General features: G+C 51.3%; 16 protein-coding genes. 14 read left to right on the top strand and 2 right to left on the bottom strand.

What is annotated here, in order from left to right; genetic code table 11:
- Nucleotides 1–29: 29 nt before the first annotated feature.
- The 14 genes from pabC to IEV89_RS07820 all read left to right on the top strand — a co-directional run bounded on the left by pabC (nt 30) and on the right by IEV89_RS07820 (nt 12756).
- Nucleotides 30–827: an aminodeoxychorismate lyase gene (gene pabC / locus IEV89_RS07885; RefSeq protein WP_188472206.1), complete on the top strand. Its 798-nt coding sequence runs from the start codon at nt 30–32 to the stop codon at nt 825–827.
- A gap of 25 nt (nt 828–852) precedes the next feature.
- Entirely contained in the window at nt 853–1878 is a 1026-nt protein-coding gene (gene mltG / locus IEV89_RS07880) for an endolytic transglycosylase MltG (RefSeq protein ID WP_188472204.1), read from the top strand.
- A complete protein-coding gene (gene tmk, locus IEV89_RS07875; RefSeq protein ID WP_188472202.1) occupies nt 1868–2518 on the top strand; it encodes a dTMP kinase in 651 nt (216 codons plus the stop codon). The genes mltG and tmk overlap by 11 nt, the downstream gene beginning before the upstream one ends.
- Nucleotides 2518–3495: a DNA polymerase III subunit delta' gene (gene holB, locus IEV89_RS07870; RefSeq protein ID WP_188472199.1), complete on the top strand. Its 978-nt coding sequence runs from the start codon at nt 2518–2520 to the stop codon at nt 3493–3495. The genes tmk and holB overlap by 1 nt, the downstream gene beginning before the upstream one ends.
- A gap of 81 nt (nt 3496–3576) precedes the next feature.
- On the top strand, nt 3577–4377 hold the full coding sequence (locus IEV89_RS07865; RefSeq protein ID WP_188472197.1) for a metal-dependent hydrolase: 801 nt from the start codon (nt 3577–3579) through the stop codon (nt 4375–4377).
- A 338-nt stretch (nt 4378–4715) separates the two neighbouring features.
- Nucleotides 4716–6149 carry a PTS glucose transporter subunit IIBC gene (gene ptsG / locus IEV89_RS07860; protein WP_188472195.1) on the top strand — a complete coding sequence of 478 codons (1434 nt, stop codon included), beginning with the start codon at nt 4716–4718 and terminating at the stop codon, nt 6147–6149.
- 185 nt (nt 6150–6334) lie between these two features.
- Nucleotides 6335–6688, top strand: a complete 354-nt coding sequence (hinT, locus tag IEV89_RS07855; RefSeq protein WP_188472193.1) for a purine nucleoside phosphoramidase — start codon at nt 6335–6337, stop codon at nt 6686–6688.
- Between the two features lie 26 nt (nt 6689–6714).
- Nucleotides 6715–7086, top strand: coding sequence for a YcfL family putative periplasmic lipoprotein (locus tag IEV89_RS07850; RefSeq protein WP_188472191.1), 372 nt, complete (start codon nt 6715–6717; stop codon nt 7084–7086).
- Between the two features lie 21 nt (nt 7087–7107).
- Entirely contained in the window at nt 7108–7704 is a 597-nt protein-coding gene (gene lpoB, locus IEV89_RS07845; RefSeq protein ID WP_188472189.1) for a penicillin-binding protein activator LpoB, read from the top strand.
- Nucleotides 7688–8548, top strand: a complete 861-nt coding sequence (locus tag IEV89_RS07840) for a phosphotransferase (protein WP_188472441.1) — start codon at nt 7688–7690, stop codon at nt 8546–8548. The genes lpoB and IEV89_RS07840 overlap by 17 nt, the downstream gene beginning before the upstream one ends.
- A gap of 28 nt (nt 8549–8576) precedes the next feature.
- Entirely contained in the window at nt 8577–9617 is a 1041-nt protein-coding gene (nagZ, locus tag IEV89_RS07835; RefSeq protein WP_229746408.1) for a beta-N-acetylhexosaminidase, read from the top strand.
- A gap of 60 nt (nt 9618–9677) precedes the next feature.
- Complete coding sequence (ycfP, locus tag IEV89_RS07830) at nt 9678–10220, top strand: alpha/beta hydrolase YcfP (protein ID WP_188472187.1); 543 nt, start codon at nt 9678–9680, stop codon at nt 10218–10220.
- Nucleotides 10221–10549: 329 nt separating this feature from the next.
- Nucleotides 10550–11857, top strand: coding sequence for an NAD(P)/FAD-dependent oxidoreductase (locus IEV89_RS07825; protein ID WP_188472436.1), 1308 nt, complete (start codon nt 10550–10552; stop codon nt 11855–11857).
- 362 nt (nt 11858–12219) lie between these two features.
- Nucleotides 12220–12756, top strand: a complete 537-nt coding sequence (locus tag IEV89_RS07820; RefSeq protein ID WP_188472185.1) for a glycine zipper 2TM domain-containing protein — start codon at nt 12220–12222, stop codon at nt 12754–12756.
- Between the two features lie 78 nt (nt 12757–12834).
- Here IEV89_RS07820 and IEV89_RS07815 read toward each other — a convergent pair whose 3' ends face one another.
- Both IEV89_RS07815 and IEV89_RS07810 read right to left on the bottom strand, forming a co-directional pair.
- A complete protein-coding gene (locus tag IEV89_RS07815; protein WP_188472183.1) occupies nt 12835–13818 on the bottom strand; it encodes an XdhC family protein in 984 nt (327 codons plus the stop codon).
- Nucleotides 13805–14419 carry a nucleotidyltransferase family protein gene (locus tag IEV89_RS07810; RefSeq protein ID WP_188472181.1) on the bottom strand — a complete coding sequence of 205 codons (615 nt, stop codon included), beginning with the start codon at nt 14417–14419 and terminating at the stop codon, nt 13805–13807. The genes IEV89_RS07815 and IEV89_RS07810 overlap by 14 nt, the downstream gene beginning before the upstream one ends.
- Nucleotides 14420–14453 lie beyond the last annotated feature (34 nt).

Genomic DNA, 14453 nt, shown 5'->3' with positions numbered 1-14453 from the left:
TAGCATAAATCGGATACGGGAGCGTGGTAATGTGGATTAATGGCACCCCGGCTAGCTTGTTGGCAGCCAGCGACCGTGCGGCACAATTTGGTGACGGGAGCTTTACTACCGCACGGGTCATCGACGGTGAAATTCAGTATTTTTCCGCCCATATTGAGAGGCTAAAAAAGGCTACTCAACGATTGATGATTGAAGGGGTTGACTGGACGGCTCTGAGCGCGGAAATAACCCATGCTGCTCATCTGCGTGGTGAAGGCGTAGTAAAGGCCATCATCAGTCGGGGAGTGGGAGGGCGCGGTTACAGCCCGCAGGGTTGCAGTACACCGACACGTATTGTTTCCTCTTCTGACTACCCGGCTCACTATCATCAGTGGCGGCAAGAGGGCGTCAAGCTCAAGCTAAGTCCGGTGGCGTTGAGCCAGAATACGTTGTTCGCCGGTATCAAGCATCTTAACCGATTGGAACAGGTGATGATCCGACTACATCTCGACCAGACGGACGCCCATGAGGCACTGGTAGTTGACACTTCGGGGATACTGGTGGAATGCTGTGCCGCGAATATTTTTTGGCGTAAAGGCTATCAGGTCTTTACCCCCGAACTTTCCGGCTCCGGCGTTGCAGGAATAATGCGCAGCCACATCATTTCTTTACTTGAACAATCGGGAATTTATACGATTTCTATTGTCCAACAAACACCTGAAATTCTGCGTGAAGCAGATGAGGTGATTATTTGTAATGCCCTTATGCCCGTTCTGCCGGTCCGACAGGCAGACAACGGGTACTTTACGTCGTCGCAGTTGTACGATTTTTTACATCCGGTTTGCTGAAACCGCGCGTTAAAAGTGAATGTCTATGAAGAATACAAAACGTAAGATTTCCGCCCTTATCCTGATTCTACTCGTCGGTGCTGCTGCTTTTTTCTATCACAAAGTGCAGCGCTTTGCCGACCAGCCGATTAACGTCAGCAGCGAAACTATCTTTACGCTGCCTGCTGGTACAGGACGAGTTGTGCTGGAAACTCTGTTGGTCAAGCATAAACTGATGCAGGAAAATCCTTACTTTTCCTGGCTGTTGCGCATTGAGCCGCAACTCAGTGAGTTCAAAGCCGGGACTTACCGTTTCGAGAAAGGAATGACTGTACGCCAGATGCTCGAGTTGCTCAAAAGCGGCAAAGAGGCACAGTTCAGTATTCGTTTTATTGAAGGTTTCAAACTGAGCGACTGGATGAAACTACTGCAAGATTCAGGGTATCTGAAGCATGAGTTGACCGGGAAAAGTGGGGAAGAGATCGCGAAGGCCATCGGCATAAATGATACCAATAATGCTGAAGGCTGGCTGTATCCGGATACCTATCTCTATACTGCTGGCATGACGGATCTCTCCCTGCTCAAACGAGCTCATCAGCGTATGGTAAAAACCGTTGATACCATCTGGCAAGGTCGTGATAAGTCTCTGCCCTACAAAACGCCCACCGACATGCTGACGATGGCGTCAATTGTTGAAAAAGAGACGGCTGTTAAAGAAGAACGTCCGGAAGTGGCCTCTGTCTTTATCAACCGCTTGCGTATCGGTATGCGGTTGCAGACAGATCCGACCGTCATTTACGGTATGGGTGACAGCTACAACGGCAATATCACCCGTAAAGATTTGGAAACACCGACGCCTTATAACACCTACGTGATTTCTGGTTTGCCACCTTCACCGATCGCCATGCCAAGCGAAGCGTCGATTGAAGCCGCAGCGCATCCGGCAAAAACGCCTTATCTTTACTTTGTGGCCGATGGAAAAGGTGGGCATACTTTTACCACTAACCTCGAAAATCACAATAAAGCGGTGCGTGTGTATCGTGAGGCATTAAAGAATAAGCATGAAAAGTAAGTTTATCGTTATTGAAGGTCTGGAAGGAGCCGGTAAAACAACCGCACGCGACGTCGTCGTCAATACACTGCGTAGCCTGGGTATCGAGGATATTGTCTTCACCCGCGAGCCAGGCGGTACGCCATTGGCCGAAAAGCTCCGGGACCTATTTAAGCGCGGGGTGGGGGATGATAAACCTACCGTCAAAGCCGAAGTGTTGATGCTCTACGCGGCCCGGGTCCAACTGGTTGAAACCGTTATTCTTCCTGCGTTGGCACGCGGTGCCTGGGTGGTAGGGGATCGTCACGATCTTTCATCACAGGCTTATCAGGGCGGAGGACGCGGTATCGATGCCGACCTCATGCGCTCCTTGCGCGATACTGTACTGGGTGACTTCCGTCCGGACTTGACGCTCTATCTCGACTTACCACCGGCAATGGGTCTGCAACGTGCCAGTGCACGCGGTGAATTGGATCGCATCGAAAAAGAAGCCCTGCCCTTTTTCGAACGTACCCGAGAACGCTATCTTAGCCTAGTGGCCGAAGACAGCCGCATCAAAACCATTGATGCCTCGCAATCGCTCGACAAGGTGACCACGTTGATTCACCAGACGCTGTTGCAATGGTTTGAAGCGCAACGACAGCTCGAAGGTGGTCAGTAATGACCTGGTATCCCTGGTTGAGCGGCCCCTATCGTCAGTTGGTGGGACAATATCAGTCTGGCAGAGGGCATCACGCAGTATTGGTGCATGCTGCCAATGGTATGGGGGATGAGGCACTGATTTATGGTCTTAGTCGTTGGTTACTATGCCACCATCAGGCTGGCGAAAAAAGTTGCGGTAATTGCCACAGTTGCCAGTTGATGATTGCAGGTAATCATCCAGACTGGCACGTTTTGTCCCCGGAAAAGGGGAAAAACTCTCTCGGTGTTGAGCCTGTCCGTCAACTGATTGAAACACTCTACAACTATTCTCAGCAGGGTGGCGCAAAAGTGGTGTGGTTGCCTCAGGCAGAATTGTTGACAGAAGCTGCGGCTAACGCCTTGTTGAAAACGCTGGAAGAGCCGCCCGCGAAAACCTACTTTCTGATTGGTTGCCGTGAAACGTCGGGGCTACTTGCCACATTGCGTAGCCGCTGTTTTTACTGGCGTCTGCCGATACCGGATGACGCGCCTGCCGCTCAGTGGATTGGCCGCCAGCTTAGCGCTACTCCTGTGGCAATTAAAACCGCATTGCGTCTTAGCAACGGGACGCCTTTGGCTGCACTTGAACTGTTGCAGCCTGAGCGCTGGAAACAGCGCACCGACCTGTGTCAGCAGTTGTCGAACAGCTGTCAGCAGCGCGATATGCTCTCTTTGCTGGCGCAATTGAACCACGACGATGTGGCTGCTCGCCTGCAGTGGCTTTGTTCTTTACTGCTGGATGCCATCAAATGGCAGCAAAATGCGGGACAGTTTATTATTAATCACGACCAACAACTGTTAATCGCACAAATTGCCGGGTTACAGAGCAATGATTCCCTACAAAAAAGTGTTCAGGCCTGGATGCATTGCCGCCAGCAACTGTTAACAATTATTGGCGTGAACCGTGAACTCATACTGACGGAGCAACTGCTCGAATGGGATTTGTCCCTGCGCTAGTTCCGCTCCGATTATCCCCCAGCAGTACATGGTTTTTACCTGCGTACTGACCTGCAAAACTATCCTAAAGAGTTAAATATTATGTTTTTAGTCGACTCCCATTGTCATCTCGATAGTCTGGATTACAACGAGCTGCACAGCGGCGTGGATGCGGTGTTGGAAAAAGCCCGCGAACGTGATGTGAAATTTATGCTGGCCGTCGCGACCACCTTGCCGGGTTACACCGCCATGACCCAGCTAATTGGCGACCGTCCTGAAGTCGCATTTTCCTGCGGAGTACATCCTTTAAATATTGAAGAGGGATACGACTTCGATGAATTGAGCCGTCTGGCTGCGGATCCTAAAGTTGTGGCTATGGGCGAAACGGGTCTGGATTTCTTTTATCAGAAGGAAGATCACCAGCTCAAACTTCAACAGGCGTCCTTTCGTCATCACATTCGCGTAGGTCGTGAGCTTAACAAACCGGTGATTGTGCATACGCGTGATGCGCGGCAGGAAACGCTGGATATCTTGCACGATGAACAGGCTGGCGAATGTGGCGGGGTATTACACTGTTTTACCGAGGATTTACCAACAGCAGAATTCTTGCTGGATCTGGGTTTTTATATCTCATTCTCCGGCATTGTCACTTTTCGCAATGCCGAACAACTGCGAGAAGTCGCGCGCTACGTACCGTTGGATCGTCTGCTGATTGAGACTGACTCACCCTATCTGGCGCCGGTTCCGCATCGTGGTAAAGAGAACCAACCCGCCTATGTACGCGATATTGCAGAGTACATGGCGGTACTGAAAGGGGTAAGTCTGGAACAGTTAGCTGAAGCCACTACCGCGAACTTCTCACGATTATTCCACCTTGATACCTTCCCTCTCAGATCGTCATAAACTCAATACATCCATGGAGTTTATTTTACAACTCGTAATTAATCGTCGTAACGGGTAATGTGCACACCCGTTATTGGCGAATAATTCGGATGATTTAGCGAAAACTCTTAACATAGAGCAACTTTACGCAGTGTTTCACCCCTGTTTTTCAGAAAAACGTGACTGCCATCAAACATTAACAAAGCGAATTATTTTACCCTTCGTAAAAATTCAAAAGGGGTGCTCAGACACCCTGAATGACAGGTCTTTATGACCTGGCAACGCGGTAGTTCACTGACTTAATCAAGCGGGCGCCGTGATAAGTATCAAAATATCATTACTCAGGAGCACACTTAATTATGTTTAAGAACGCGTTTGCAAACCTTCAAAAGGTCGGTAAATCGCTGATGTTGCCAGTATCCGTACTGCCAATCGCAGGTATCCTGCTTGGTGTCGGTTCTGCAAACTTCAGTTGGCTACCACTGATCGTTTCCCACGTTATGGCGGAAGCTGGCGGTTCAGTCTTTGCCAATATGCCTTTGATTTTTGCCATTGGTGTAGCACTTGGCTTCACCAATAATGATGGTGTATCTGCACTGGCTGCCGTCGTTGCGTATGGCATCATGGTGAAAACCATGTCGGTAGTCGCACCACTGGTTCTGCACTTACCTGTGGAAGAGATTGCTACAAAACACCTCGCTGATACGGGGGTTCTGGGTGGCATTATTGCAGGTTCCATTGCTGCCTATATGTTCAACCGCTTCTACCGTATTAAGCTGCCAGAATATCTGGGCTTCTTTGCGGGCAAACGTTTCGTACCGATCATCTCTGGTATGGCTGCGATCATCATGGGTGTGGTTCTCTCTTTCATCTGGCCACCGGTTGGTAGTGCAATTCAGACCTTCTCCCAATGGGCTGCTTATCAGAACCCTGTGGTTGCATTTGGTATCTACGGCGTGGTTGAACGCGCGCTGGTACCTTTTGGTCTGCACCATATCTGGAACGTTCCATTCCAGATGCAAATTGGCGAATACGTGAACTCTGCAGGTCAAGTGTTCCACGGTGACATTCCACGTTATATGGCGGGTGACCCAACTGCGGGTAAACTGTCAGGTGGCTTCCTGTTCAAAATGTACGGTCTGCCAGCAGCAGCAATCGCAATTTGGCACTCAGCTAAACCTGAAAACCGTGCCAAAGTCGGCGGTATCATGATCTCCGCTGCGTTGACATCGTTCCTGACAGGTATCACCGAGCCAATCGAATTTTCCTTCATGTTCGTGGCGCCGATCCTGTATGTGATCCACGCTATTCTGGCCGGTCTGGCATTCCCAATCTGTATTCTGTTGGGCATGCGCGACGGTACCAGCTTCTCGCATGGTTTGATCGATTTCATCGTGTTGAGCGGTAATAGTAGCCGTATCTGGCTGTTCCCGATTGTTGGTATGATTTACGCGGTCGTTTACTACAGCATCTTCCGTTTCCTGATTGTCAAACTCGATCTGAAAACACCGGGTCGTGAAGACAATGCCAGCGAGCAAACAGCGCAGGGCGGTTCAGAAATGTCGGCTTCTTTGGTACAAGCGTTCGGTGGCAAAGACAACATTACCAACCTTGACGCCTGTATCACCCGTCTGCGTGTCAGCGTGGCTGACATCACTAAAGTGGATCAGGCTGGCCTGAAGAAACTCGGTGCTGCAGGGGTGGTGGTCGCAGGTTCTGGTGTTCAGGCTATCTTTGGTACCAAGTCTGATAACCTGAAAACGGATATGGATGAATATATGCGTAACAGCTGATCCTCAGATCAGCCGTTAACTGTCCCAAAAAGGAGGCTTCGGCCTCCTTTTTGTATGCCTGTCATTTAGGGGATGTCTGTTTCTACGCCATTTGATTCCTAAAATGCGAAAGCAGGTTGAAAGGAATGGAAATTGTCACTCATACTGCGTACACCGCTTTAGATTTTTAAAAGGAGAGAGTCAAGATGGCCGAAGAGACGATTTTCAGCAAAATTATCCGCCGTGAGATCCCCGCTGATGTGGTTTATCAGGATGAACTGGTCACGGCTTTCCGCGATATTTCACCTCAGGCGCCGAGCCACATTTTGATCATTCCTAATATCCTCATTCCTACCATGAATGATGTGACACTGGAGCATGAAGCGACATTGGGACGAATGATGACTGTCGCGGCTAAAATCGCTGAACAGGAAGGCATTGCCGAAAGTGGCTATCGGCTGATAGTGAATTGCAATCGCGACGGTGGTCAGGAGGTTTATCACATCCATATGCATCTGGTGGGTGGCCGCGCGTTGGGTCCGCTGCTTTCACGTCAGTAAGACTTTCTCGTCTAAAAGGAAAGACCATGCGATTTTTGCTGGCATTGTTACCGGTTATACTGTTGATGGGCTGTAGCAGTAGTACGCCACGTATTGCGCTGAACAGCCAGCAAACGGTCATCATGGAATCGCCGGTGTTGACGGCGGGTATTATCCCCAGCGCACCATCAATTTCAGAAGTGAAAGGACGTAAACAGGCTACCAGCGTGTTGAGCAATAGCCAGCCTCACTCAGTAACTCTGCATTATCGTTTTTTCTGGTATGACAAGCAGGGACTGGATTTACTGCCAATTGCTGAAGCGAGGACCATCACCGTTCCCGCTAACACTGATATCGACATATCTTCCCTGAATGGCAATCTCGATGCGTACAGTGTGCGTGTTTACCTTTATCTCTAATTTCGTGTACGGAGAAGGTTGATGAAAAAGTATTTACTCATGGTTGCGATGGCCGCCCTAATCCTTGGCGGTTGTACCTTGCCAACCAAAGAGCAACCTGCAGAATCGCAACAACCGACTGCGCCAGTCACTGTTGAGCCAGGAACCCCGGAAACCTCTGGGCAGCCGCCGGTGGTTGAAACGGTTCCTCAGCCGCCGAAAGTACAAACTATCGACTGGAGTGCGAGCGTTCAGCCCTTGGTGGCGAAAATGCTGCAGGCTGATGGTGTACAGGCGGGGAGTGTGCTGCTGCTCGACAGCGTGAAGAATAGCACCAACGGTTCACTGCAGGTGAGCAAAGCCACCGCTGCACTGCATGATGCACTGGCAACCAATAACAAGTTCCAGGTGGTACCGGCCTCTCAACTGGCCACTGCCAAGCAGGCCCTGGGTTTATCTGTGGATGATAGCCTGGGTTCGCGCAGTAAAGCTATCGGGCTTGCGCGCTACGTCAACGCGCAGTACGTGCTTTATAGCACTGTCACCGGTGACGTGAAATCGCCAACGCTCAAGATGCAAATGATGACTGTGCCGAGTGGTGAAATTGTCTGGTCCGGCAACGGTGCCATTCAATATTAAGGCCGCACTGGAACAGCTTATTGCACAAAAATTCCCGGCGGACTTTTCCGCCGGTTTTTGTTTAAGTCCGGTCGCGGGACTTAGCGGCGAAAGTTGGAAGATTGAAACCCGTACACGCACTTGGCTTGCGCGGATCCAATCTCCGGCCAGAACGGCATTGGGTGTTGAGCGGCAGCGTGAAAAAGCGATTTTACAACACATTGTCCATCTGAATATTGCACCGCGCGTCATGCTGTATTCACCACCTTGGCTAGTAGTCGAATGGCTGGAAGGGCAAACCTGCGAAGAGTATCCGATTGAAATAGTACCGTTGGCAGAACGGTTGGTGCAGCTCCATCAGGCGGGTCCCCATGGTCGCCAATTACAGTTAAAACAGCAGTTTTCGCTGCACTGGCAGCAGATTGACCGCAGGCGATTGTCTCCGGGCTGGCTGCGGCTGCAACATCGTTTCATGCGTCAGTCCCTGCCGGTACCGCTGAAAATGGCGGTGATCCATATGGATGTTCATCCCGGAAACTTAATTATTGGAGAACAGGGATTACAGCTGATTGACTGGGAATACGCCGCTGATGGCGATATTGCACTTGAACTGGCCACTCTGTTTCGAGGCAATGGCTGGCTTGTTGGGCAACAGCAGCGCTTTCTTGCTGGCTATTGTGCCGCCGGTGGCTACCGAGATATAACCGGATTACAGCGTCAAATTTGCCGCTGGTTGCCGTGGGTTGATTACATGATGCTGATGTGGTTCGAAGTCCGTTGGAATCAAACCGGTGATAAAACGTATTTAGACTGGGCGCAGCCACTGCGTGAGCGACTTTTCGCCACTGTGCGCACCAGCAAATAAAACCAAACGAATTAAGGAGAGCATTGACGTGGGTCCAGTAATGCTAGACGTTGCCAGCTATGAGCTGGATGCCGAAGAGCGCGAGATTTTGCAACATCCCTTGGTGGGTGGTCTGATCTTGTTTACCCGTAACTACCACGATGTCGACCAATTGCATGAGCTCATCCGTCAGATTCGCGCAGCATCACGCGAGCGTCTGGTGTTGGCCGTCGATCAGGAAGGGGGACGCGTACAGCGTTTCCGTGAGGGTTTTACCGGTATTCCCGCGGCTCAGTCTTTTGCTGAGATTAACGCAAGCCATGAGGGTTTACGTCTGGCAAAGGAAGCTGGTTGGTTAATGGCGTCAGAGATGATCGCCATGGACATCGATATCAGCTTTGCGCCGGTCCTCGACATCGGCCATGTCAGCGCTGCAATTGGTGAACGCTCTTTTCATGCTGAACCGGAGAAAGCCTTTAGCATGGCTGAGCAGTTCATTCTTGGCATGCAGGGGGCGGGGATGAAAACCACCGGCAAACATTTTCCTGGTCACGGTGCAGTGACGGCTGATTCGCATAAAGAGACCCCGCGTGACGAGCGTCCACTGGAAGTGATCCGCGAGCATGACATGACTATATTCCGTCAACTGATTGACAAAAAACTGCTCGATGCGGTGATGCCGGCGCATGTTATTTACACCCAAGCAGACTCCCGTCCCGCGAGTGGCTCCCCATATTGGCTGCAAAAAATCTTGCGTCAGGAGCTCGGCTTTAAGGGCGTAATCTTCTCCGATGACTTATCGATGGAAGGTGCGGCGATCATGGGAAGCTATGCAGAGCGAGGTCAGGCGTCGTTGGATGCCGGCTGCGATATGATTTTGATTTGTAACCACCGCGCTGGGGCCGTCAGCGTGCTGGATAACCTGTCTCCGGTCAAAGCAGAAAACGTTGCAGGGTTGTACCATCGGGGTAAATATACGGGTAAAGATGCGCGACGGGACTTGTTGAATTCCAGCCGCTGGCAGCTTGCCAACCGGGAGTTATCTGCACTGAACGCCCGCTGGCAGGATCACAAAAGGTCGGCAGGCTAAGTGGCAACCCATCGTCATTAACCTTGATGTTCTCAACGTACAATCAGGACCAGGAAAACGATGATTATTTATTTGCACGGTTTTGACTCAACCAGTCCCGGTAACCATGAAAAGGTGTTGCAACTGCAATTTATTGATCCGGACGTACGGTTGATCAGTTACAGCACGCTTCACCCGCGCCACGATATGCAGCATCTGCTCAAGGAAGTCGATAAAGCGATTCAGCAATCTGGTGATGACAGCGTATTAATTTGCGGCGTGGGTTTGGGGGGCTTCTGGGCTGAGCGCATAGGCTATCTGTGCGGTATACGTCAGGTGATGTTCAACCCTAACCTCGCCCCGCAGGCCAGCATGGCCGGCAAAATCGACCGCCCTGAAGAATATATTGATATCGCCACCAAGTGCGTCAGTGATTTCCGTGAGAAAAACCGCGCTCGCTGTCTGGTGGTGCTGTCGCGTGAAGATGGCGTACTCGACAGCCAGAAAACGGCTGATGCATTGCATCAGTTTTATCCGATTGTGTGGGATGACCAACAGAGCCACAAATTCAAAGATATTTCGACGCATCTGCAACGGATTAAAGCGTTTAAAAATCTCGACTGATCTTTCAGCGAGGGAGACAGAACGGTCACAGGCAAACGTCTGTGGCCGTTTTTTTTGCAAATTGTTCAGGCTAACTTTCTATGATGATGACGTTTTTTCTCATTTCCCTCTTAACTGTCTGATTTAAAAAGGTCAAAAATCGTGCCGTATCAGTAAGTGAATTTGACTGAATGGAATTAAATTGATGCATATCAATTTTGGTATGACCAAATCACCACGCATGTTATTCTCGGGAAAGATATCGATTTGATTGAATCCAACCTTATGTATTCTAAGGATAATAAATTTCACCCTTAGATAACAATTGGTTCACATTTGAGGGGGTTATGTTGACGACAACCATGAAGAAAATTGTGATTATCGGTGGCGGTGCCGGTGGTCTGGAACTTGCCACCAGCCTGGGCCATAAACTTGGTCGCAAGAAACGCGCTGAAATTGTGCTGGTGGACCGCAATCACAGTCACTTGTGGAAACCGCTATTGCATGAAGTTGCCACCGGCAGCCTGGACGACGGTGTGGATGCGCTGAGCTATCTGGCGCATGCCCGCAACCATGGGTTTATCTTCCAGATAGGTTCACTGGTCAACATTAATCGTGAGACGCAGACCATTCAGTTGGCAGAGATTCTCGATGAGAGAAACGGTGAGGTGCTGGTTCCGGCGCGTGATATCGCCTATGACCAGTTGGTCATTGCGCTCGGCAGTGCGTCAAATGATTTTGGTACACCGGGCGTGAAGGAGAATTGCATCTTCCTTGACAACCCACATCAGGCGCATCGTTTCCATAACGAAATGCTTAATTTGTTCCTGAAGTTTTCCGCCAACCCAGACAAGCAAAAGAAAGTGAACATTGCGATTGTAGGCGGCGGTGCGACCGGCGTTGAGCTCTCTGCTGAGCTGCATAATGCGGTAAAACAGCTACATAGCTACGGTTTTGAAGGTCTCAACAGCCAGGCACTAAACGTCACGCTGGTCGAAGCCGGTGAACGTATTCTTCCTGCATTGCCACCGCGAATCTCCAGTGCTGCGCATCAGGAACTGACCAAGCTTGGTGTGCGTGTGCTGACGAATACGATGGTCACCAGCGCAGATCAAAAGGGTCTGAATACCAAAGAAGGTGAGGTGATTGAAGCTGACCTGATGGTATGGGCTGCAGGGATAAAAGCACCTGATTTTATGAAAGATATCGCAGGGCTGGAAACCAACCGGATCAATCAACTGGTGGTTGAACCGACACTGCAAACCACTCGCGACCCGAACATTTTTGCCATTGGCGATTGTGCCTCCTGTCCGCAGAAGAGCGGCGGTTTCGTGCCTCCGCGCGCGCAGTCAGCCCACCAGATGGCATCACGCTGTTTTGGCAACATTATGGCGCAACGCAATGGGCAGAGCCTGAAAGAGTACGTTTATAAAGATCACGGTTCGCTGGTTTCCCTGTCTCGCTTCAGTACGGTGGGTAGCCTGATGGGAAACCTAATGAAAGGCTCGATGATGGTGGAAGGGCGCATCGCGCGTATTGTGTATGTCTCGCTATATCGCATGCACCAGATTGCGTTGCACGGCTATACTAAAACCGGGTTAATGATGCTGGTTGGTGGGATTAACAAAGTCATCCGCCCGCGTCTTAAACTGCATTGATTCCTTTTCTTTCTCGTTGAACCCATTTTTATCAAAAGCCTGTATTGACAGGCTTTATAATTCCGCCAACAAAATACACACATTCAGAATAAGATTTTGCATAAACAACTTCGTTCGCTAAGAATCCTCCCAAATCGCTAATTTCACCAGTCAAAGACGCTTTTTTCGGCCATGCATCTTATTGCGGGAACGTGAAATTATGTGCAGACTTAGCGTGTTTACAGACGGCGATTCACGCACGCCGATCCCTCAATATACGGCTATTTCGTTTGAGGACCTGTTGCCTGATGTGGTATCCCATGCAGGATAACCCGGTATAAAAAGGCCACAGAATGCGTGGTAACATTTCAGGAGGATGTCCTGTGAACAAGTCAATGTTAGCGGGTGTCGGTATCGGAGTTGCAGCAGCGCTCGGCGTTGCTGCAGTAGCAAGTATGAATGTCTTTTCTTCAGGCCCAGAGTACGCACAGGTACTCAGTGCTACGCCTATAAAAGAAACCATTAAAACGCCACGTCAGGAGTGCCGTAACGTGACGGTGACCCATAGACGTCCCGTTCAGGATGAGCATCAGATAGCCGGTTCTGTCTTGGGCGCTGTTGCCGGTGGCGTACTCGGCCACCAATTTGGTGGCGGTCGTGGCCGTGATGTTGCGACGGTTGCAGGTGCACTGGGCGGTGGTTATGCCGGTAACCGTGTACAGAGTAGCATGCAGGAAGGCGACACCTACACGACACAGCAGCAACGTTGCAGCACTGTCTATGAGAAGTCGGAAAAAAACCTGGGTTACGATGTGACCTACAAAATCGGCGGCCAACAGGGCAAAGTGCGCATGGATCACGATCCGGGCACGCAAATCCCGCTGGATAAAAGCGGTCAGTTGCAGCTTACCCGTTCATAATCAACCGGTAAGTCGCAAACCAAAAAGCCTGAGGCGCGAACCTCAGGCTTTTTTTGTGGGTGCCATTTGGATTTGACGTCAGGCCGCCACTCGGTGCGCCTTTCCACCATTTTTGTGGTTGACGATATCCGCCATCACCGCCAGTGCGATTTCCGCCGGCGTTTTGCTGCCGATGGATAACCCGATCGGTGCATGAAGACGGGCGAAATCGTCGGCCGAGAAATCGGCGATGGTTTGCAGACGTTCGCGGCGTCGTGTGCTGTTGCGCTGTGAGCCCATCGCGCCGATGTAAAACGCAGGCGTATTTACCGCTTCCATCAGTGTCAGGTCATCCATACGCGGATCGTGTGTCAGCGCCACAATCGCGGTATTGGCGTGACAACTTTCTTGTTCTAGATACTTTGCAGGGAACGCTTTCTCCAGCCGGATTTCCGCTTTCAGTAACGGGAGAAAGTTTTCCAGCACATCTTCGCGGCATTCGCATACCACCACTTCAAAACCGAGCGCACAGGCAAAGTCGGCGCAATACAGCGCGACGCTCGACAGCCCGGCAATCAGCAAACGCGGCGGCGCAGCCAGATGTAAGCGCACATCGTCACCGTCACGCATGACCTGCGTCGCGCTGTGATACTCCGTCAGCGCCAGATGATCGCAGGCGGCGGGCAGGGTAAGCGATTTATCCAGCGCGTAATGCCCTGCCAGCGCCATGCCCATGCGTTGCAGGTACTTCAAATTACCCGGCGTGGCGGGCAGATATTCGATCAGCACATCCAGCGACCCGCCACAGGGCAGGGCGATGTTCGGCGTCAAACCGCCGTCGCCGTAGCGCACCACCTGGCTGGACTGCTGATAGTCACCGGCGGCTATCCGCTGTAAAAAATCTTCTTCGACACAGCCGCCGGACAGAGATCCGCAATAGCGGCCATCCGCCGTGGCGACCATCAGTGCGCCCGGCGCGCGCGGGGAAGAACCATAGGTGGTCAGTACCGTACACAACCACACCGGCTGACCGGCAAGCCATTCAGTCGCCTGAGAAATAACCTGAGTATCAAGATGCTGCATGGATAGTTCCGTTCAAGGCCAGCAGGGAATGGGAAAGGTCTTCGGGCAAATCAATATCTGTAATCACGCTCGAAGTATTGAAATCGATGCGTAATAGGTCATGGCTGCGAATGAGCTCGTGGGCATCATGATCGCCATGAAGTTGCAACAGCTTGTCGCCCATTTCGCGGGAAAACCCGACCGGATGCCCCGGTTCGTTCTGCCAAAAAGGGCGCACCACCGGTTTGAGATGCAGGGTATCGGCCACGGTAGCAAAAATGTCCGGCGTGACGAACGGCATATCGGCGAGATGGACAAGCCAGCCGTCCCACTCCGGTGTATCGCGTACGCCGGCAGCAATGGAGCCGCCGGTGCCCGCGCTTTCCGTCAGCGTAAAAGGCACGCCTGCACGGCGGCAACTGACTTGCACCTGAATGTTCCCCGTGCGGGTCACAACGTGTACCGCCAGCCCGCTTTTCAGCGCCTGTCCAAGTGTAACGTCAAAAATGCTGGTAGCATTTTCTGCTGTTTCCGTCAGCGTGGCATTCAGCTTGTTACCTTCGCCCCCTGCGGCGATAAACCGGCTCCCCAGCCCGGCCGCGAGAAGTATAATACCTGCCATTTTGCTTCCATTCCTTTTGTACATTGTTTGCGCA

Origin of the sequence: Hafnia psychrotolerans (genome assembly GCF_014639435.1) — a bacterium.
GTDB classification, from domain to species: domain Bacteria; phylum Pseudomonadota; class Gammaproteobacteria; order Enterobacterales; family Enterobacteriaceae; genus Ewingella; species Ewingella psychrotolerans.
Note: the sequence above shows the minus strand (reverse complement) of the source record. Positions and strands in the feature narration are given on the sequence as shown.